This window comes from Cohnella cholangitidis (assembly GCF_014107495.1).
Taxonomy (GTDB): domain Bacteria; phylum Bacillota; class Bacilli; order Paenibacillales; family Paenibacillaceae; genus Cohnella; species Cohnella cholangitidis.
Genome location: NZ_CP041969.1, coordinates 5,963,975 through 5,982,509 on the forward strand (window position 1 = coordinate 5,963,975; position 18,535 = coordinate 5,982,509).

The following is an 18,535-nucleotide window of genomic DNA, read 5'->3' on the forward strand; positions in this document are numbered from 1 at the left end:
AACTATTAACCTTATAGATATTATATCATGAATTTATTGATGAGTACGGGGATTTGCCCACGAGTTGCCCACAGAGGATCATATATCGCGGAGGAGAGGTGAGAGGAGGTTTTCTAGTCGATCGACGTTTGCTTTGCGGCGCGCTTCGGTGACGTGCAGATAAATCTGTTTGGTTACTCTGTCTGATGCATGACCTAATTGAGCTTGAATGTCTGGTAGCGGCATACCGGCTTCTGCGCAAAGGCTCGCATACGTATGCCTGAGCTTATGGGGTGTAATACTTGTAGGAAGCCCAGCTCGAGTGAGTGCGGCACGCAGCCCGTTTCCAAGTTCCTTAGACATAAGCGGCCAGCCTGGAAACTTTTTGTACCCGACAAAGACATGCAATTTGCCTTGATAAAAATCTACACCCTTTGAAAGCTTGAACGCTTTTACATCGGTGATTTGAGAGTCGATAACGTCAATGACGGATTTGGACACATCTACTTGTCTTAGTTTTGAATTTTTTGGCGTTCCAAGATGATGCCCAGCATACCCTTTATGCGTATTGAGTGTGGCTGCGATAAAAATTTTAAAGTTGCGTTTGTCTATTCGATCTGGATCTAGTGCGCACAACTCGCCGACTCGTAGTCCGGAATACGACAGCACATAAACTGCTCGAAAAAGCTGTCTTATAGCAAACGCCTCGGCAGGTGTTTGCGCTTCCGATTCCATCAATTTAATCGTTCGAAGTAACAATGCCAGCTGCTCTTTTTCTAGGTACTCCGGTAATTCCTCTCCCTGACTGGAGATCAATTGCTCGACAGTTAGCTGATGCTTGGGCACCTCGATCTTTTCTGCGATATTAACTGTAAGTAAGCCGTGTTTCACGGCTAAGTCCCACAACAGCTTTGCAGACGAATGATACATTGCGATTGTATTGTCACTCAAGTTTTTTTCATCGCGCAGGTAAAGCAAATACTTTTGATAATCATAGACTGTTATGTCTTTTAACTTTTTCCCTTTAAAGAAAGTTCGTGCACGACTCAAATTAGTTGTATGCGATGCGATAGTTTTGGATTTTAGGTTCTTAGATTTAGCGTATAACGCTAACCCTTTGACAGACCAGTCCTCAAAAGTTACATGCGACGGGTCGACAAAGGTCCCTTTAATAAGCTCAGCCTCGATCAGTATTCCTGCTTGATATGCCTCTAAAGGCGTAGGGTATTGTTTTGTGTCTTTCTGTTTGCGCCCCAAAGTACCATCAGACTTAACAATTGGAATCTCGTATCGGTAGGTAAAGCCCTTACCGCGTTTACGTACTTTTGGGTACTCCGATTCGTCAACCTTCCTTGGCATAAATTTCATTCACCCCAAACATATGTTCTATTTTGGTGTATGATTAACCGCCTCGCAGCGGGAAAGCGCAAGTTTAAATGCTATACGGTTCGTAGACTTGCAATGGGTCAAATATGATTAAATAGTCATTGTAATAGACTGCTATTCCATGGCGATCCTTAAGGCGATCTATCGCTTCCTGCAGGAAGTCTTCGGTTACCCCAAGGTACTCTGAAAGTTCAAAGCGACCCTCAATCCTCGCATGGTATGCATCAACTAATCTGCTTAGCGGTAATAAGTAATCATGTCCCCATTCGCGAGCTCGCCGTTCTTGTTTGCGATTCTCAATTCGAGTCTGGTCGAGTATGTCACCAACAGTTTTATTATGATGTCCTAATTCTTCTCCTAGAGCACAAGCCGTAGCCGCCCGGGTAGGAAGACCTTTATTCAGCCAGATAAGACCGTCCCCGTATAATCCAGACATGGTAATAGGCATATCGATATACTGAACAGTAACATCTTTTTGATGGGCATATTCTAGAAGTTTGTCCAATAACAAAGGGGCTTCACTCCTTTGGACGTTGAGACTTAATTAGCTCCTTGAATTTGCGAATTACTTCTAATTCTTCTTCAGTCCACGACTCGCCATCATGATGAGCCGCTATATCTTTGACGTCTGGCTCGGGCTCTTTTTGGTCGAGCCCTAACAATTCATCGAGAGTGATGTTAAAAAATAAAACTAATACTCTCGCTGTATCTAGGCTTGGATCAGTGAGGTTGTTCTCCCATTTTGAGATCATGCCTTTATTTATTGTAGTTCCATATGCCTTGTTTATTTTCTCTGCAAGCTCCTCTTGAGATAAAGCGCCTCTAAGTTCACGAATTTTTGCGCCCAATGAATAAGCCATAAGGATCTCCCTTGCTTTTAAACTTTAGATGTGTCTAAACAGATATTACATCACGGGTTTCATTATTGCAACAAAATATTAGAAATACATTGAAAATGTTATTGACATTGAAACTGTTGCCGAATATACTCAAGGCACAAGTTTCAAATATGAAACGAGAGAGGGGGTGAGGATTTGGAAGCTGTTAAACGTCGTCATACGCCTTACAACAAATTCAAGGCGTTCCTAGCTGAAAATGATATAAAGCAACACGAATTGGCGGCGACGCTTGATAAGTCGGCATCTGCAGTAAATCAAAACCTCAATGGTACCGGTGGAGATTTTTCTGTCGAAGAGATCCGAAAGCTTTGCGTTAAGTATGGGATCAGCTCGGACGAGTATTTCATTTATAGTCAAGTTTCAAATGTGAAACCTGATGAAGCGTTGTTCAAACAGGGGGTGACGTGATGAATCGTACCCTAGAAGCAACCGGTCTCATAACTCAGCTATTAGGTTGGCTCGATAAGGATGAACAGACTGAGGTTGTTAGATCGTTGGCGAACGGCTATGGAATCCATGCACATAGTTGTTTACCGGCGATCTACACAGACCAGCAGGTCGCCGAGCGTTACAACTTGTCTGTCTATACGGTCCGCGAGTGGCTGAAATCAGGAAAACTCAAAGGGTATAAGGAATCTCGACAATGGTACGTTCGTGAACCTGATTTGGAAACATTCGAGAGGAGAGGTGAAGCGGGATGTTGAAAACAGTCCTAATCGGCAAGGTAATTAGCGAGAACGCGGACACGTTCGTTATGGATGAAGGGGACGGCATTGCGACATATAGCAAGCGGTTCTATCGGCTTCCATTCGATCGGAGCGGAGAGGTTGAATCGGATATTGTTCCTTGGATCTCCGAGGCATGCAACGCTGACGTGAATGCCACAGAACGCTGGTTATTACCCCATCTGACACTAGGGGATGCAGTTGACTCTTATGCGGCATATAAACGTGCAATTGCTCTGGTGAGCTTATGACAAAGCTTTTGATCGTATTTATAGGCCTCGCCTTTATGGCAATCATCTCAGTGATGTTCTTATCGTTCGCAATCATGTTCAAGCAGTCAGATAAACGCTTCGCTGAAATGGACAAGCCGAGCGAGCAGGGGATGCGGGACCATCCAAGATTCGATGAAAGGGTGTAGCAGATCGTGATAGCGCAAGTCCTGCCCTCAATTAATGAGCTTATCGACGATGGAGCGATCTTCTTCGTCAGCCACAGCGGTGGTAAGGATAGCCAGGAAATGTACAACAAGCTCCGGAGAATTGTTCCTTTTAACCAGATCGTCGTTGTACATGCTTGCCTAGGCGCGGTTGAGTGGCCGGGAGTTATCGACCATATCAAGGCTAACGTAGACCATCACGTCTATGTCGTCCGAGCCCGAAAGAAAGACGGTAGCGAGAAGACGTTGCTTGGCATGGTTGAGGATCGAGGCATGTGGCCGTCATCGTCATGCCGGCAGTGTACAAGTGACCTCAAACGTGGACCAATCATGAAGTTTATTCGGAACTATCTGTATCAGAAAGGCCGCCGGATTGCGGTCAACTGCATGGGAATTCGTGCTGAGGAGTCTACGGCGCGGGCTAAGAAAGTCCCGTTTCGGTTCAACGCGTCCGAGAGCTGCGGACATCGCGAAGTATACGACTGGATGCCGATTTTCGATTTGACGACCGCCGAAGTCTTCCAAGGAATTGCGGATGCCGGACAAAAACCATTCTGGACATATGAACGCAATGAACGATTAAGCTGTGTGTTCTGCATCATGGGGAGCGTGAACGATTTACGGCACGGCGCTGAGAAGAATCCAGAGTTGTACAAACAGTACGTAGATCTGGAAAAGAGAATCGGGCACACGATGTTTATGAAGGGGAAGACGCCGATTCCACTAGAAAAGCATGTCGGCATTAAGGCTAGATTCTGACAAGGAGGTGAGAGAGGACAATGGACAAATGGAGATTCAAGATGCTGCAAAACGAGGTCCAATGTGATATGCGTCGACAATTCAGACAAGCAAAACATCAACTTCGGTTCAGCAGACCGGATGAAGTGGACCGCGTTATCTTGTTCGAACGTCTGGAGAGGTTTGCTCCGGCGAAATGAAAAACAGCCCGTCACGGGGTAGGAGCCGTGAACAGGGCCGCAAGACAAATCTAAAGTTAGCCCCATCATACCGCATTGCCGCGGCTGGGGCAAGAGGAGACTGTTCATGAAAGCTACTGGAATCGTTCGTCGTTTCGATGGGCTAGGTCGGATTGTTGTTCCGAAAGAGATTCGTCGCACTATGGGGGTCGCGAATACTGATCCTGTCGAGTTTTTTGTTGAAGGTGATGTTGTAATGATCCGCAAATACGCTCCGGGCTGCACATTTTGTGGCAGCTTAGTCGACCTGTCAACTCACTGGGACAAGCCTATCTGTCGTAAGTGCACGCAAGAAATGGCGCAGAGAGGGGGCGGCTTGGTATGACAGCACCTGTGAAAGGCTACAAGGTATTCAATTCTGATTGGACGTGTCGCGGCTTCCAGTACGAGGTCGGCAAGACATATGAGCTCGAAGGAAAGCTACGTGTCTGCGGAAGCGGGTTCCACTTCTGCGAGAAAGTCGCTGATTGCTTCAACTATTATTCTTTCGATCCAGATAACCGTGTCGCTGAAATTGAGGCACTGGGAGAAGTTATGACCGAAGATGACAAGTCCGCGACCAACGTCATTCGGGTCGTTCGCGAAATCAGTTGGGCGGAGATGCTTGAGCTGGCGAACACGGGCAAAGGGAATACAGGCCATTCCAACGCCGGGCACTACAACGCCGGGGACAGCAACGCCGGGAACCGCAAAGCCGGGCACTACAACGCCGGGACAGCAACGCCGGGAACCGCAACGCCGGGCACTACAACGCCGGGGACAGCAACGCCGGGAACCGCAACGCCGGGCACTACAACGCCGGGGAACCGCAACGCCGGGCACTACAACGCCGGGCACTACAACGCCGGGGATTTTAATAGCTGTAATTGGTCAACTGGTTCGTTCTGCTCCGTTGAGCCGCCATTCTTACTTTTCAATAAACCAAGTCCGATCAGCCGTGACGAATTGTATTGGCATGCTGGATTCCGTGCAGCTCGTCAGCTCCGCGTAGTAGATGGGGACGGCAACAAAATCGAGTACAAGCAGGCTTGGGCGAATCTTTGGAACGACGAGCTAGGTAATCCAGAGAGGATCGCGATCCAGTCCATTCCGAACTTCGACACAGACGTATTCTTCGAGATTACGGGTATCCGCGTATGATCGGCGCTGCCAATACAGCCCGTCGTCCTCGGCAGCTTGAAACTAAGTTACGGTCCACGCTCGGTAAGGTCATTGAGTTCAAACATCCCGAGTGTTGCGTCTGCGGCGACCGGATGCCGCGGGATCAATTGAAACCGCTAGGAGATAAGCTTGCCTGTGATCTTTGTCTCGAGACTGAGGTCTATCGGGAGGTGCCGCATGACGACTACATCCATTAAGCCGGCGGCGACCCGCGATCTCGACGCTGATCTTGGGAACATTGAAGCGTTCAAGGGTCAGTTCTCAGCCGGAGGCGAACAAGCACTTGAGGCGGTTGTTAGTTTCGCGTGTGCGTCGTTGATTGCATGGCCGTACGCGATTCGCCGCGCCAAAGAGGCAGAGCGCGAAAATGACAGGCTCCTTAACGAGCTCAACATGCTGCAGGAGCAGTTTAATCAGCATCAACGTAGCGTCCACCCAAGTGGTTGCTACGACTAACATACATCAGGAGGACTCATACACATGTCTACTATTATCCCGATTCAAGTAACCCTGCAAGCGGCTAACGCTTCTGACTACCGCCAACTCGTTCAGGATCTCGCGGGAACGATGGCAGGAGGACAAGTCCAGCAAGCGGCACCCGTACAAGCACCCGTTCAACCTGCTCCGTCGCAGCCGGCATATGCTGCCCCAGTTCAGCCAATACCTGAACCTTATGCCACGCCAGCCCAGCAACCATACGCGGCCCCGGCTCCGAGCGCAGTTCCGACGGCCCCGCCCGTGCAACAACAGCCGGTACAGCAAGCCGTACCGCAGGGCGTGCCGACGGCAGCGCCGCAATACGACCAGCAACAACTTGCCGTTGCGGCAACTGCGTTAATGGAAGCCGGCCATAACATTACGGCGCTTCTGCAGCAGTTCGGAGTCCAGGCGCTGACCCAACTCCCACCGGAGCGTTACGGGGGGTTCGCCACGGTGCTCCGAAGCTTGGGGGCGAAAATCTAATGACCCAGATTGCACATGCGGAGCGCGCCCATGCGCTGCTGTCGCCTAGTGGCGCGCATCGTTGGCTTAACTGTACGCCGAGTGCACGGTTAGAGGAGACGCTGCCGGACACGACGAGCGAAGCGGCACAGCGCGGTACACTGGCGCACGAGATCGCGGAGCTTAAGCTGCGCAAGTATAACGAGCCTATGGGGCCGCGCAAATTCGCCTCGACGCTAAAGAAGTTCAAGGAGCATCCACTGTACGAACCTGAGATGGAAAAGCATACGGACATGTATGTCGAGTATATCAAGTCGATCGTTCACAGCTTTAGCTCTCCGCCGTATCTCGTCATCGAGCGTAGATTCGACCTTACGGCATGCATTCCTGAGAGTAACGGCATGAGCGACTGCGTCCTAATCGGCGGAAAGGACCTGTGGGTCTTCGATTACAAAAACGGCCAGGGTCATCCCGTTGAGGCTGAACGAAACCCGCAGATGATGCTTTACGCTCTCGGAGCTTTGCTGGCTTACTCGATGCTTTACGAGATCGAGACCGTACACATGGCGATCATTCAACCCAAAGTATGGGACGAGCCTTCGACATGGTCGATATCCGGGGCAGAGCTGCTTGCTTGGGGTGAATCTATCAAGCCGACAGCGCAACTAGCATTCGAAGGCAAGGGCGAGTATACGCCAGGCGAACATTGCCTTTTCTGCCGTGCCCGAAATACGTGCCGCGCTCGGGTTGAGCGGCTGCTCTCCGTGAGCGACGTCGCCCCGATGCGTCCGCCGCTTATCACATGGGTGGAAGCTGCAGATGCGCTACGTCGAGCTGAGGGGCTTGTCTCTTGGTATGAATCACTCAAAGAGGCAGCGCTTTCCGAAGCATTACGAGGCGGAGATGTTCCTGGCTTCAAGGCGGTAGAAGGGCGCGGAGGGCGCGAATATGCGGACATCGACAAGGCATTCGCCCACCTCAACGCGAGCGGTATAGCTGAGGCGTTGCTCTACGAGCGGAAGCCGCTGACGCCGCCGGCAGTCGAGAAGATACTCGGTAAAGCGCAGTACCGCACATTATTGGAGGATCCCGGCCACGTAATCAAAAAGCAAGGTAAGCCCACGCTGGCTGCTGTTGACGACAAGCGGCCGGCAATTACCACCCAGGTTAAACCGGAGGACGTATTCGGCGCAATGCCGGAAACGTCAGCCGATTAACAAATACATCACTTTGACGTTGAGCGTCAAGACAAGGGAGACACGACATCATGGCAAACGATCAAGCGACAAGCGTAACAACTGGCGAGGCAAGACTGAGTTTTGTACATCTATTTCAACCGCATGCGAACCAACCTGGGCAAGAAGCGAAATATAGCACGACAATTCTGATTCCGAAGTCGGACACGGCGACGATGCAACGTATCTATGCCTCGATTAACGCTTCAATCGAAAAAGGAGTTGCTGGCATCTGGAACGGTGCTCGCCCTCCGCAACCGAAAACACCGATTTGGGACGGTGACGGAGTTCGCCAGAACGGAGAAGCATTCGGGCCGGAGTGCAAAGGCCACTGGGTGCTGACGGCATCCAGCAAGCAACAACAGCAAATCGTTGATGTCAACATGAGTCCGGTAATCGATCAGACCAAGGTTTACAGTGGCGTGTATGGTCGCGTAAATATCAATTTCTTCCCATTCTCGAATAGTGGAAACCGCGGTATTGGCGCCGGTCTCGGTCCTGTGCAAATCCTTCGTGATGGAGAACCACTTGGCGGCCGGATCAGTGCAGAGCAAGCGTTTGGCGGCGCACCAGCAGGCGTAGGCTATCAACAGCCGTCGCATGTTCCTCCACAGGGCTGGCAGCAAAGCGCGCCGCCACAACAATACGGACAAGCACCTGCATACGGACAAGCCCCTGCCCAGCCATACCCGGCACAACAGGGTTACGGACAAGCTCCCGCGCAGCCACCTGCACAACAGTATCCGCAACAGCAACAGCAGATTAACCCGATCACCGGCACACCTCTTAACGGCGGTATCATGGGCATCTGATGCTCGCTAGGCAATGACTAAAAACGAAATGATCATCCATCTGTCGATCGACATCGAGACTTACAGCTCGGTCGACCTCAAGAAATCGGGGCTCTATAAGTACGTGCAGAGCCCCGATTTTCAAATCCTCTTATTTGCGTACAGTTGGGACGGGGAGCCGGTCCGCGTCGTCGATCTGGCACAAGGGGAGGAAATTCCTCAGCACGTATTACTCGCACTCAATGACCCTTACGTAATCAAACACGCTTATAATGCAAGCTTTGAATGGTACTGCCTAAACAAGTTCTGGCCGTCACCGATTGACCAGTGGCGTTGCACGATGATGCATGGCCTGTACTGCGGTTACACTGCTGGACTTGGACCAACTGGCGAAGCTCTAGGGATCTCGCAAGACAAGCGCAAGCTGGGAACCGGAGGAGCGCTTATCCGGACGTTTTGTCTGCCATGCAAGCCGACGAACTCCAACGGCCAGCGAACCCGGACACTTCCGCACCATGAACCAGAGAAGTGGTTGCTTTTCAAGCAATATTGTGACGGCGATGTCGTGGCAGAAATGGAGATTCTTCGCCTGTTATCCGTCTTCCCGGTGCCGGACCAAGAACAATGGCTCTGGCAGCTCGATCAACAAATTAACGCATATGGTGTCGCGGTCGATCTGGAACTCGTGAACGGAGCACTGGCGATCGACGAGCAGATTAGCAACGAGCTTAAGAACGAGGCAATCGCACTTTCAGGCCTTAGTAACCCGAAGAGTGTTCAGCAGCTTAGTAAGTGGCTTAGCGAAGAGCTGGACGAAGAAGTCGACAACCTCCGGAAGGATACCGTAAGCAAGCTGATCGACAAGGTAGACGAAGGGCAGTTAAGCGAGTTCTCGAGATCCGCCAAGAACTCAGTAAAACGTCCGTCAAGAAATACGCTGCTATGCGCGCCGCGGTGTGCGATGACGGTCGGATCCGCGGACTGCTCCAGTTCTACGGCGCGAACCGGACCGGACGCTGGGCTGGCAGGCTCGTTCAGATCCATAACCTACCACGTAACCATATGGCGATGCTCGATCTAGCCCGTGAGCTCGTCAAGGCCCGGAACATTGCCGCGCTCAAGATGATTTTTGGCAACATCCCGGATACGCTATCGCAGCTCATCCGGACAGCCTTTATACCATCGCCCGGCAACGTTCTTCGCGTCGCGGACTTCGCGGCAATCGAAGCCCGTGTTCTGGCTTGGTTGGCAGGTGAACAGTGGCGGCTGGACGTATTCGCCACACATGGCAAAATTTACGAAGCGTCGGCGTCGCAGATGTTCGGCATTCCGATTGAGGAGATCGGCAAGGGGAGCGAGCTTAGGCAAAAAGGCAAGGTCGCGGAGCTGGCGCTCGGTTATCAAGGTGGTCCAGGTGCCCTGATCAGCATGGGAGCGCTTGACCAGGGATTGTCCGAGGAGGAGCTGCCGGAGATCGTTCTGCGCTGGCGTAACTCTAACCGGCGGATCGTCGATCTTTGGTTTAGTCTGGAGGCCGCAGTGCTGGAAGTCATGCACACAGGTCAGTCGGTTGGCATTCGCGGCATGATTATCGCTCGGGAGAGTCATCATGGGACGCAGCAAGACTTCCTGACGATTCAGCTCCACAGCGGGCGCAAGCTCTACTATGCAAGGCCGTACCTGAGTCAGAACGATTTCGGCAAAGAGGCGTTGTGGTACTGGGGCGTCGATCAGAAAACAAAGAAGTGGACCACGATGTCGACTTACGGTGGCCGACTTGTGGAGAATGTCGTCCAGGCGATTTCTCGAGACTGTCTGGCCGTCGCGCTGGCGCGGACATACAATGCTGGAGATCCGACGCCGTTTCACGTTCACGACGAGATCGTAGCAGATGTGCCGCCGGGGCGCGGGTCGGTCGACGAAATGACCGCGCTTATGAGCGAGCCTATTTCATGGGCACCGGGGCTCCCGCTCGCGGCTGCCGGATTTGAATCCAACTACTACATGAAGGATTAGGAGGATAACTATGACCAGGAACAAGCTTGGAGACCTTCAAAACCATTTGTTTGAACAACTTGAACGCCTGAATGATGAAAATTTGACCGGAGAGCAACTCGAAACTGAGCTAAAACGTGCAAAGGTGGTTTCTTCAGTCGCTTCACAAATTATCGCCAACGGTCACTTGGTGCTGAAGGCAGTGCAACTCAAAGAAGATCACATGAACGCCGACATCAATATTCCGAAAATGCTAGAAGCAGGTGACGATTGATGGCCGGACTTGCCTCGGATGTAAAATCGTTTATTCACGAGCACTATCGAGGCACACCTTTTCTGGAGTTGGTTCGGCTTGTGCAAGGGCGCTTCGGTGAGTCTTCGACCTACAATCAAATTCGTGCTTATGTGCACAACCATAAATTGTGGAACGGTCTCGATGGAAGAATTAAACCGGGGAACGTACCGTTCAATAAGGGTAAAAAAGCTCCGGGCACTGGTCATAAGCCGACGCAATTCAAAAAAGGTAACCGACCAGCGAATTACATGCCAGTTGGTTCTGAACGAATCAATACTGATGGCTACGTTGACGTGAAGATCGCCGATCCAAATAAGTGGGTGCAGGTTCATCTACTTATTTGGGAGGCAGTCAACGGTCCGATCCCGGTCGGGCATGTCGTGATATTTGCTGACGCGAACAAGCTCAACACGCATCCGGACAACCTAGTTCTCGTATCGCGCGGCCAACTAGCTAGACTGAACCAAAACCATTTGATCAAAGGCGATGCCGAGTTGACAAAATCGGGAATTGTAGTGGCTGATCTTATTTCGAAAATTGCAGAGAGGAGTAAGAAAAAATGAAATCTATCAACGAACTTGTGAAAGAAGCTCATCAGAATGCGATCAATAAAGGCTGGTACGAGGAACCACACAGCTTTGGTGAGGTTATTGCGCTTATGCATTCGGAGTTATCCGAAGCGCTCGAAGACCATCGGAACGGCCGGGGGTTAACTGAAATCTGGTATGAGAATAAAGAATTGAAGACTCGACTGCATTCCCCCGTATCCGCGGACTGCAAGCCATGCGGCATTCCGACGGAACTGGCGGACACCGTCATCCGGATTTTCAATTTTTGCGGGCATGTCGGCATAGACCTTGAGGCGGTGATCCACGAGAAAATGGCCTATAACGCCACTCGTCCAAAGCGTCACGGAGGTAAGGTGCTTTGAAAGCGAACTGCATTCAGTCGACTGATCTCAAGCGGACTGCTGAAGATCTGGTCACGCAGCTTAAGGTGCTTGGCTTTGTGGTCCAACGCTATGATGCTTATTCTACCGCGAGCGTTTATCTAAAACTCGATTATGGGATATGCAATAGCATCCGAATTAGTGACCACCGCGGCAAAAAACACCTGAACTATCGTTACAATTTGATTCGCGGTTGCAAAGAAGCTTATTCCGAGACAACGCCAAAGGGTTGGGCGCGGCACTATTTCCCGATCGAGCAAGTACTGGAGCTCGTCATGTGCATTCTGGCTGATCGTTCGAATAAGCTCGGAAAGCACGGCAAGGAAGGATATGCAAGATTGATGGATGCAAACAAATACAAACACGGTAACGATCCTGGTTTCTGGCGGAATGCCCTGATCGTGTGAGGAGTCGACGGTTGTTATGGAGATCAATCTTAAAGCTTCAAGAGCGCTTGACCAACTTGGACGGATGCCTGGCATGCATGCGGTCAAACAGCAAGTAGAGCAGATGATACAGTTCGCACGCATAGCCAAGTTACGGGAACAACAGCGGCTGAAAACGAAACCACAATCGAATCACATGGTTTTTACCGGAAACCCCGGCACAGGAAAAACGACGGCGGCAAGGTTAATCGGCGAGGCTTTTTCGGCAATTGGCCTACTAAAGAATAACGGCGATAACGTTCCATTCGTTGAAGTACACCATTCAAAAATCACTGACGCTCGTGTAGGGCAAACCGAGAAGAATGTCATCAATCGATTCCGTGAAGCGAGAGGCGGCGTACTGTTCATAGACGAGGCGTATTCGTTTATTGGTGAGTCGGATCACCGACACGATGACAAAGTCGTTGCTGCCATGGTCCAGTGCATGGAAGATATGCGGGACGAAGTCGTTGTAATCGCGGCCGGCTACTCCAAAGAAATGACGGAGTTCCTCTCCTTCAACCCTGGGCTTTCGTCAAGGTTTCCGACTACGATTCATTTTCCTGATTATACGGTGCCGGATCTCATTCAGATCGGGCAGCAAATGATCGTTGAGCAAGATTTCAAAGCCTCTCCGGATTATCTGGAGTCGCTGAAAAGCGTGCTTTGGATTGAAAAGGCTAAACCTAATTTCGGCAACGCTCGCGTGGTACGAAATCATATCGAGAGGTCTATCCGTCGGCAGGCCGTGCGACTCTCGCAGATGCCGGCTCCGTCAAGAGACGACCTTATTACACTTAGAGGACCGGACATTGTGCATAGCTTGCCTGCAGTTCAAGAAGCAGAAAAAGAAGCGCTTCATCTGACCATTCAGGACGCGCAACGTCGTTTATTAGAGATTGATTTGCGAGAAATATTACAAACCAAGTAGGAGGCGTTACGTCAATGAACAAACAGCAGATCATTGCAAAATACGCGAAGCTCTTTGCTACTAAAGAGGGCGGAGGCACGCCAATTTTGGAGGGCATCCACTACGGCGCAGATGGTACCGCAGTCGTGACCGATCGACATCGTTTACTCCGGATCCGGGGCGCTCACAGCTTCCCGCAACCCGTTACGATGCATGCCAAGCGCGGCACACCGATTGAAGGCACTTATCCGGATACAACTAAGATTGTTCCAACAACCTTCGAGAGTGAAGTTACGCTCGGACGTGGCACTGAGATGGAGACAGCGCTTAAGTCGGCAAAAACCATAGCGGCAGCGGCTAACACGATCGACAAAAAGATTCCAGTCGCCAAGCTGTTCGGGCAAAACGGAACAGCGCATTTATACATTAAATCGGACTCTTTCGACTTCAAGGCTTTTTTCGGTAATACGCCTAACCTCAAACCAATCGACATGAGGTCGTTCAACGCAAACTATTTCGTAACGGCGCTCGAGGTATTCGCCGACGCCGGTATCGATGTCACGATTAAGCTCCACAAGCCACTTCACCCAATCGTGCTGAGCGGTGGTGACATCGATGTATTAATCCTGCCTTATCGCGTTAACTAGTAGTAAGTTAGGAGGCCCGGTGCCGTGCATTACAACAGACAATTAACTATCTCAGCCGCCGGCAGCCGAAAGGCAACCCGTTGGCCCGCACAGTCAATATTCTGGTCCGAGCTCGTTGAGCGGTTACGTACAGCCGTCCGCGGCACGGAGACTCTAGCGGAATACATGGCAATGCCCAAGTCACGCCAAGACGAGCTCAAGGACGTAGGCGGCTTTGTCGCCGGTTTCCTGACGGACGGGCGCCGCAAAACATCCGCGGTCGCTGGCCGTGACGTTATTACGTTGGACCTCGATAACATCCCTGCAGGTGCAACGGCTGACGTACTCCGCCGGCTTGAGGGACTTGGCTGCGGCTATGCGGTATACAGCACGCGCAAGCACAGCGAGGCGAAGCCGCGGCTTCGGGTATTAGCGCCGACGTCCCGGACGGTTACGGCTGACGAGTACGAGCCGATCGCGCGGAAGCTTGGGCAGATCATTGGCATCGAGCTCTGCGACCCGACGACGTTCCAAGCGACTCGGCTTATGTACTGGCCGAGCTGTTCCTCAGACGGCGTTTATGTCTACCACTATGGTGATAAGCCGTTTCTGGATCCGGACGGACTGCTCGCCATGTACGCCGATTGGCGCAACGTGGCAGAGTGGCCGCAAATACCCGGAGCCGCGAACGCGCAAGTACGTATGGCAGCCAAGCAAGGAGACCCAACGACTAAAGAGGGCGTTGTCGGAGCGTTCTGCCGACAGTACGACGTGCTTACCGCCATTGAAGTATTTCTCCCGGGCGTGTACACGCCAACAGCCGACGAAGGACGTTTAACTTTTATAGGTGGATCCACGTCGGGCGGCGCGGTGCTATACGACGACAGCAAGTTTATATATAGCCATCATGCGACGGATCCCTGCGGCGGCCGTCTCGTCAACGCATTCGACCTTGTCCGGCTACACCTCTTCGGTGAACAGGACGACGACGCGGTACCTGGAACGCCGACGAATCGGCTCCCGAGTTTCTCCGCAATGGTGGCGTTCGCCCTACAGGACGCGGGTGTAGCAACGGTTATGGCGCAGGAAAGGTATGAGAAAGCAACCGCTGCTTTTACGGGAGATGTCCAAACTCAAGACTCCCTTGCGACCGAGGACGATCTATCGTGGATCAAGCTTCTTGATCTGAGTCCGACAACCGGGAAGCCAGCGAAAACCGCAGGGAACATTCTGACGGTTCTGCGCCACGACAAGGCTCTATCCGGGAGGATTTATCGCGATACCTTCGCGGAGCGCATGATGGGGCAGGGTCCGCTTCCATGGGCAAAGCGCGCGCAAGCGCCTGAGTCTTTTGCCTGGGAAGATCCGGACGATCAAGGCATTGGCCTCTATGTCGAGCGCGTACTGGGTTTTAGTTCCGAGCGTCCGTTACGAATGGCGCTTAGCGAGATCGCGGAGACCAATGCGATTAATCCGGTATCTGCCTACTTATCGACGCTAGAGTGGGACGGTACGCTGCGCTTGGATACGCTATACATCGATTATTTCGGCGCGGAGGATTGCCCGTTCATCCGGACAATCGCCCGTAAAGCGTTAGTAGCCGCCGTGGCTCGGGCGATGCTTGGTAAGGTCAAGTTCGATTTTATGACCGTTCTATTTAGCAAACGCCAGGGGATCGGCAAAAGCACGCTTTTCCGGCGACTCGGTAAGGAATGGTTTACTGACAGCATTAAGTCATTTGAAGGCAAAGAGGCCGAAGAGCTAATTCAGGGCAAATGGATCGTCGAGATCGCCGAATTGCAAGCGTTCAACCGAGTGGACATCAACCGGATTAAGCAATTTTTATCCAAAGAAGACGATCAATATCGCGAGGCCTATGGACGGAATGTTAAAAATCAGGTACGGCGTTCAGTCTTTTTCGGGACGACGAATGACCACGAATACCTTCACGATCCCACAGGGAATCGCCGCTTTTGGCCCGTGGATGCCCGCCCGGATCAGGCGACAAAGTCGGTTTTTAAGGATCTAACGGAGACGGAAATCGACCAGATATGGGCGGAAGCCGTCACGCGATGGCGCCTCGGGGAGGCACTGTATCTGTCTGCTGATATGGAAGAAGAGGCAGAACGGCGTAGACAGGAGCACATGGTGCGAGACCCGTTAGAGGGATCGATCGAAGAGTTTATTCTGAAACCTGTGCCTATTGATTGGTTAAAGTGGGACGTAGAGCGAAGGCTGATGTTCTGGGGCGGCGGAATGAAGTACGACGGTCAACTTGCGCCTAGGGATAGGGTGTGTGCGGCGGAAATTTGGCGGGAGTGCCTGGGCGAAAGACGCGCAGCGGCTAAAGCAGATTCCAATCGTATAAATGCGATTATGGAGCGAATGACCGGGTGGGAGCGGTCTCCGGTCATCCAAATGGGCCCCGGGTATGGTAAGCAAAGAGGTTTTGTTCGGAGGGCGTAACGGCAACATTCTGCGGCGAAATGGCAACATTCCAAGCCGAAAGGCAACATTATGAAAATATTGGGAATGTTGCTGTTGTTGCCGTTGAAAGTCTGAAACCCCTTGATATTATTGATATTTATATATGGCAACAATGGCAACATAATAATCTATAGTAAATAAATTAGAGGGATTAGAGAGTATAGAGGGGAATTATTCCGCCTAATACGCCTAATTGCGTTATGTCATATACACGTATACGAGAATGTTGCCGAGGAGGAATATCGGAATGAAAACAAGAGACGACTTTTTGCAGCTTCTGCAAAGCAGCGCAGACCTGAGCGCGATGGTCCGTAACAGCGAAATCGTGAATCGGGATTACATGCCAAGGAATACGCGTCGAACGAAAAGGACGTCTGCCAGTATAGCTCGAGATCACTTTTGGGATAGCGTAGAGGGCGCCGCTTTTAGGCATGCGATCGGTATGAAAACTGGCGTGGAACTTGGAGACGTGAAAATACGAGCGGCGATTAAGGACGCCTTGCTTCTTTTCATCTCACGCATCAAAGACTAAGTTATCACAGGAGGAAACAGCATGAGAGAGAGCGACGTCGAAAGACACCTCCGAGACCGTGTCCGTGCCGTAGGAGGTAGAGCATACAAGTGGGTCAGCCCCGGGAACAACGGTGTACCGGATAGGATTGTAATGCTGCCGAACGCGCCGGACATATTCGTTGAGCTTAAGGCGCCGGGGAAAAAGTCGACGGCGTTACAGCTTGTCCAGCACAAGATACTGCGCGAGCTGGGACGGCCGGTAATTGTGATTGACAGCAAGGAGAAGGTTGACCGGCTGATCGAAGCCTATGAGGATGGGCTGCTGGAATACTGCATACAGGAGAATGCACTATGAGCGCCCCGGCATTGCAGCAGCGTAAGCAGTTTAAGCCGTGGGCATATCAGAGGTATTGCATTATGAGAGCAGTCTCCGACGACAAACTTGGGCTCTTGTTGGATATGGGACTCGGGAAAACAGTCATCACCCTTACGGCGATCAATGACCTGAAATACAACCGGTTCGAAGTCCGGCGAGTGCTGATCGTCGCCCCGAAAAAGGTCGCAGAAGCCACTTGGACCAACGAGGTTAACAAATGGGACCACCTTCGAATGCTTCGCGTAGTTCCGGTGATCGGGAACATGAAGAAACGAATCAAGGCGCTGAATACACCGGGGGATGTATGGGTGATTAGCCGGGATAGCTTAGCCTGGCTTGTCGAGCACTACCGCAACGCCTGGCCGTTCGACATGGTTGTGTTGGACGAGTTGTCTAGCTTCAAAGGCTATGATTCTCAGCGGTTTAAGGTCCTGACCTGGGTGCGCCCGCATATCAAGCGCTTGATCGGCTTGACCGGTACGCCGGCGCCGAATGGCCTGCAAGACCTGTGGGCGCAGATTTACCTACTGGATCAGGGCGAACGCCTAGAGAGAAACATCACGGCGTATCGAACGAAATATTTCGACCGCAATTATCACGGATTCGGATACATGCCTAAGCCGGGCGCGGATGAAGTTATTCACCGAAAAATCTCGGATATCTGCATCAGCATGAAGGCTGAGGATTACCTGGAGTTACCGGAATGCGTACCTAACGTAATCCCCGTTGTACTGGATGACAAAGCCATGTCAGCGTACAAGAAGCTGGAAATGGAGGCAGTTCTGGCTCTGGAGGATACAGAGATCACCGCACTTTCCGCCGCGGCGTTGTCGGGCAAGTTGCTGCAGCTATGCAATGGCGCGATATATGCAACCGATATAGTAATGGGTTCAGACGGTCGGCCGCAGATTGACGACAAGGGTAATGTCGTAACCACGCGGCGTACGATGGATGTACACGATTGCAAAATCGAGGCATTCATGGAGCTGATCGAGCAGCTGTCCGGAAAGCCGGCGCTTGTGTTTTATAACTTCCAGCACGACCTTGAGCGGATCAAGAAGGCGCTTGCGAAGTCAGGCCTGCGGGTCCGCGAACTCAAGACCAAACAGGACCAAGACGATTGGAATGCCCAACAGATCGACGTACTTCTAGCGCATCCCGCGAGCGCGGGTCACGGGTTGAACTTACAGGACGGTGGCAACCATGTCGTGTGGTTTGGGCTCAACTGGTCACTGGAACTGTACCAACAGGCGAATAAGCGCCTTCACCGGCAAGGCCAGCAACAAGTGGTTATCCTGCATCATCTTGTCGTACAAGGCGGAGTGGACGAGGATGTCATGGCGGCGCTGGAGAGCAAGGCCACGACGCAAGATAAGCTGCTTGCAGCGCTTAAGGCGAGAGTCGACGGCATCAAGGAGGCGAGCTAAC

General features: G+C 51.7%; 25 protein-coding genes. 22 read left to right on the top strand and 3 right to left on the bottom strand.

Going from position 1 to position 18,535, the window contains the following annotated elements; genetic code table 11:
- Window positions 1-78: 78 nt before the first annotated feature.
- The 3 genes from FPL14_RS27290 to FPL14_RS27300 all read right to left on the bottom strand — a co-directional run bounded on the left by FPL14_RS27290 (window position 79) and on the right by FPL14_RS27300 (window position 2,225).
- Window positions 79-1,338: a tyrosine-type recombinase/integrase gene (locus FPL14_RS27290; protein WP_182300669.1), complete on the bottom strand. Its 1,260-nt coding sequence runs from the start codon at window positions 1,336-1,338 to the stop codon at window positions 79-81.
- Window positions 1,339-1,411: 73 nt separating this feature from the next.
- Window positions 1,412-1,876 (bottom strand): ImmA/IrrE family metallo-endopeptidase, encoded by a 465-nt coding sequence (locus FPL14_RS27295; protein WP_182300670.1) that lies wholly within the window; start codon window positions 1,874-1,876, stop codon window positions 1,412-1,414.
- 7 nt (window positions 1,877-1,883) lie between these two features.
- Complete coding sequence (locus tag FPL14_RS27300) at window positions 1,884-2,225, bottom strand: helix-turn-helix transcriptional regulator (protein WP_182300671.1); 342 nt, start codon at window positions 2,223-2,225, stop codon at window positions 1,884-1,886.
- Between the two features lie 174 nt (window positions 2,226-2,399).
- Between FPL14_RS27300 and FPL14_RS27305 the strand changes: the two genes are divergently transcribed.
- From FPL14_RS27305 to FPL14_RS27410, 22 genes are all read left to right on the top strand, one after another.
- Window positions 2,400-2,672, top strand: a complete 273-nt coding sequence (locus tag FPL14_RS27305) for a helix-turn-helix domain-containing protein (protein ID WP_182300672.1) — start codon at window positions 2,400-2,402, stop codon at window positions 2,670-2,672.
- Window positions 2,672-2,968 carry a helix-turn-helix domain-containing protein gene (locus tag FPL14_RS27310; RefSeq protein WP_182300673.1) on the top strand — a complete coding sequence of 99 codons (297 nt, stop codon included), beginning with the start codon at window positions 2,672-2,674 and terminating at the stop codon, window positions 2,966-2,968. Before FPL14_RS27305 ends, FPL14_RS27310 begins: the two co-directional genes overlap by 1 nt.
- Window positions 2,962-3,240: a hypothetical protein gene (locus FPL14_RS27315; protein ID WP_182300674.1), complete on the top strand. Its 279-nt coding sequence runs from the start codon at window positions 2,962-2,964 to the stop codon at window positions 3,238-3,240. Before FPL14_RS27310 ends, FPL14_RS27315 begins: the two co-directional genes overlap by 7 nt.
- A 173-nt stretch (window positions 3,241-3,413) precedes the next feature.
- The gene (locus tag FPL14_RS27320) at window positions 3,414-4,184 is read left to right on the top strand and encodes a phosphoadenosine phosphosulfate reductase domain-containing protein (RefSeq protein ID WP_220471190.1); all 771 of its coding nucleotides are present in this window, start codon (window positions 3,414-3,416) and stop codon (window positions 4,182-4,184) included.
- A gap of 20 nt (window positions 4,185-4,204) precedes the next feature.
- Window positions 4,205-4,363 (top strand): hypothetical protein, encoded by a 159-nt coding sequence (locus FPL14_RS27325; RefSeq protein WP_182300675.1) that lies wholly within the window; start codon window positions 4,205-4,207, stop codon window positions 4,361-4,363.
- Between the two features lie 106 nt (window positions 4,364-4,469).
- Entirely contained in the window at window positions 4,470-4,727 is a 258-nt protein-coding gene (locus FPL14_RS27330; protein WP_182300676.1) for an AbrB/MazE/SpoVT family DNA-binding domain-containing protein, read from the top strand.
- Entirely contained in the window at window positions 4,724-5,542 is an 819-nt protein-coding gene (locus FPL14_RS30965) for a DUF7666 domain-containing protein (protein ID WP_456064437.1), read from the top strand. The genes FPL14_RS27330 and FPL14_RS30965 overlap by 4 nt, the downstream gene beginning before the upstream one ends.
- A gap of 198 nt (window positions 5,543-5,740) precedes the next feature.
- Window positions 5,741-6,019 carry a hypothetical protein gene (locus FPL14_RS27340; RefSeq protein WP_182300677.1) on the top strand — a complete coding sequence of 93 codons (279 nt, stop codon included), beginning with the start codon at window positions 5,741-5,743 and terminating at the stop codon, window positions 6,017-6,019.
- A gap of 24 nt (window positions 6,020-6,043) precedes the next feature.
- Entirely contained in the window at window positions 6,044-6,526 is a 483-nt protein-coding gene (locus tag FPL14_RS27345) for a hypothetical protein (RefSeq protein ID WP_182300678.1), read from the top strand.
- Entirely contained in the window at window positions 6,526-7,722 is a 1,197-nt protein-coding gene (locus FPL14_RS27350; RefSeq protein ID WP_182300679.1) for a DUF2800 domain-containing protein, read from the top strand. Before FPL14_RS27345 ends, FPL14_RS27350 begins: the two co-directional genes overlap by 1 nt.
- Before the next feature lie 50 nt (window positions 7,723-7,772).
- A complete protein-coding gene (locus tag FPL14_RS27355; protein ID WP_182300680.1) occupies window positions 7,773-8,552 on the top strand; it encodes a DUF2815 family protein in 780 nt (259 codons plus the stop codon).
- An 876-nt stretch (window positions 8,553-9,428) separates the two neighbouring features.
- Complete coding sequence (locus FPL14_RS30640) at window positions 9,429-10,547, top strand: DNA polymerase (protein WP_324617939.1); 1,119 nt, start codon at window positions 9,429-9,431, stop codon at window positions 10,545-10,547.
- A 10-nt stretch (window positions 10,548-10,557) separates the two neighbouring features.
- The gene (locus FPL14_RS27365; protein WP_182300681.1) at window positions 10,558-10,800 is read left to right on the top strand and encodes a hypothetical protein; all 243 of its coding nucleotides are present in this window, start codon (window positions 10,558-10,560) and stop codon (window positions 10,798-10,800) included.
- Window positions 10,800-11,384, top strand: coding sequence for an HNH endonuclease signature motif containing protein (locus tag FPL14_RS27370; RefSeq protein WP_182300682.1), 585 nt, complete (start codon window positions 10,800-10,802; stop codon window positions 11,382-11,384). Before FPL14_RS27365 ends, FPL14_RS27370 begins: the two co-directional genes overlap by 1 nt.
- Complete coding sequence (locus tag FPL14_RS27375; protein WP_182300683.1) at window positions 11,381-11,752, top strand: nucleoside triphosphate pyrophosphohydrolase family protein; 372 nt, start codon at window positions 11,381-11,383, stop codon at window positions 11,750-11,752. Before FPL14_RS27370 ends, FPL14_RS27375 begins: the two co-directional genes overlap by 4 nt.
- The gene (locus tag FPL14_RS27380) at window positions 11,749-12,177 is read left to right on the top strand and encodes a hypothetical protein (RefSeq protein ID WP_182300684.1); all 429 of its coding nucleotides are present in this window, start codon (window positions 11,749-11,751) and stop codon (window positions 12,175-12,177) included. The genes FPL14_RS27375 and FPL14_RS27380 overlap by 4 nt, the downstream gene beginning before the upstream one ends.
- Window positions 12,178-12,193: 16 nt before the next feature.
- Window positions 12,194-13,126, top strand: coding sequence for an AAA family ATPase (locus tag FPL14_RS27385; protein ID WP_182300685.1), 933 nt, complete (start codon window positions 12,194-12,196; stop codon window positions 13,124-13,126).
- A gap of 14 nt (window positions 13,127-13,140) precedes the next feature.
- Complete coding sequence (locus tag FPL14_RS27390) at window positions 13,141-13,752, top strand: beta clamp domain-containing protein (protein ID WP_182300686.1); 612 nt, start codon at window positions 13,141-13,143, stop codon at window positions 13,750-13,752.
- A gap of 24 nt (window positions 13,753-13,776) precedes the next feature.
- The gene (locus FPL14_RS27395) at window positions 13,777-16,197 is read left to right on the top strand and encodes a virulence-associated E family protein (protein WP_182300687.1); all 2,421 of its coding nucleotides are present in this window, start codon (window positions 13,777-13,779) and stop codon (window positions 16,195-16,197) included.
- Window positions 16,198-16,465: 268 nt separating this feature from the next.
- Window positions 16,466-16,750, top strand: a complete 285-nt coding sequence (locus FPL14_RS27400) for a hypothetical protein (RefSeq protein ID WP_182300688.1) — start codon at window positions 16,466-16,468, stop codon at window positions 16,748-16,750.
- A 21-nt stretch (window positions 16,751-16,771) separates the two neighbouring features.
- Window positions 16,772-17,086, top strand: a complete 315-nt coding sequence (locus tag FPL14_RS27405) for a VRR-NUC domain-containing protein (RefSeq protein WP_182300689.1) — start codon at window positions 16,772-16,774, stop codon at window positions 17,084-17,086.
- Complete coding sequence (locus FPL14_RS27410) at window positions 17,083-18,534, top strand: DEAD/DEAH box helicase (protein WP_182300690.1); 1,452 nt, start codon at window positions 17,083-17,085, stop codon at window positions 18,532-18,534. Before FPL14_RS27405 ends, FPL14_RS27410 begins: the two co-directional genes overlap by 4 nt.
- Window position 18,535 lies beyond the last annotated feature (1 nt).

Bases quoted from the DNA above. Each gene is read 5' to 3' on its own strand.
- FPL14_RS27290 (WP_182300669.1), bottom strand. From the start codon at position 1,338: ATGCCAAGGAAGGTTGACGAATCGGAGTACCCAAAAGTACGTAAACGC.
- FPL14_RS27315 (WP_182300674.1), top strand. From the start codon at position 2,962: ATGTTGAAAACAGTCCTAATCGGCAAGGTAATTAGCGAGAACGCGGAC.
- FPL14_RS27375 (WP_182300683.1), top strand. From the start codon at position 11,381: ATGAAATCTATCAACGAACTTGTGAAAGAAGCTCATCAGAATGCGATC.
- FPL14_RS27400 (WP_182300688.1), top strand. From the start codon at position 16,466: ATGAAAACAAGAGACGACTTTTTGCAGCTTCTGCAAAGCAGCGCAGAC.
- FPL14_RS27350 (WP_182300679.1), top strand. From the start codon at position 6,526: ATGACCCAGATTGCACATGCGGAGCGCGCCCATGCGCTGCTGTCGCCT.
- FPL14_RS27330 (WP_182300676.1), top strand. From the start codon at position 4,470: ATGAAAGCTACTGGAATCGTTCGTCGTTTCGATGGGCTAGGTCGGATT.
- FPL14_RS27385 (WP_182300685.1), top strand. From the start codon at position 12,194: ATGGAGATCAATCTTAAAGCTTCAAGAGCGCTTGACCAACTTGGACGG.
- FPL14_RS27325 (WP_182300675.1), top strand. From the start codon at position 4,205: ATGGACAAATGGAGATTCAAGATGCTGCAAAACGAGGTCCAATGTGAT.
- FPL14_RS30965 (WP_456064437.1), top strand. From the start codon at position 4,724: ATGACAGCACCTGTGAAAGGCTACAAGGTATTCAATTCTGATTGGACG.
- FPL14_RS27390 (WP_182300686.1), top strand. From the start codon at position 13,141: ATGAACAAACAGCAGATCATTGCAAAATACGCGAAGCTCTTTGCTACT.
- FPL14_RS27405 (WP_182300689.1), top strand. From the start codon at position 16,772: ATGAGAGAGAGCGACGTCGAAAGACACCTCCGAGACCGTGTCCGTGCC.
- FPL14_RS27370 (WP_182300682.1), top strand. From the start codon at position 10,800: ATGGCCGGACTTGCCTCGGATGTAAAATCGTTTATTCACGAGCACTAT.
- FPL14_RS27310 (WP_182300673.1), top strand. From the start codon at position 2,672: ATGAATCGTACCCTAGAAGCAACCGGTCTCATAACTCAGCTATTAGGT.
- FPL14_RS27340 (WP_182300677.1), top strand. From the start codon at position 5,741: ATGACGACTACATCCATTAAGCCGGCGGCGACCCGCGATCTCGACGCT.
- FPL14_RS27300 (WP_182300671.1), bottom strand. From the start codon at position 2,225: ATGGCTTATTCATTGGGCGCAAAAATTCGTGAACTTAGAGGCGCTTTA.
- FPL14_RS27355 (WP_182300680.1), top strand. From the start codon at position 7,773: ATGGCAAACGATCAAGCGACAAGCGTAACAACTGGCGAGGCAAGACTG.
- FPL14_RS27365 (WP_182300681.1), top strand. From the start codon at position 10,558: ATGACCAGGAACAAGCTTGGAGACCTTCAAAACCATTTGTTTGAACAA.
- FPL14_RS27410 (WP_182300690.1), top strand. From the start codon at position 17,083: ATGAGCGCCCCGGCATTGCAGCAGCGTAAGCAGTTTAAGCCGTGGGCA.
- FPL14_RS27345 (WP_182300678.1), top strand. From the start codon at position 6,044: ATGTCTACTATTATCCCGATTCAAGTAACCCTGCAAGCGGCTAACGCT.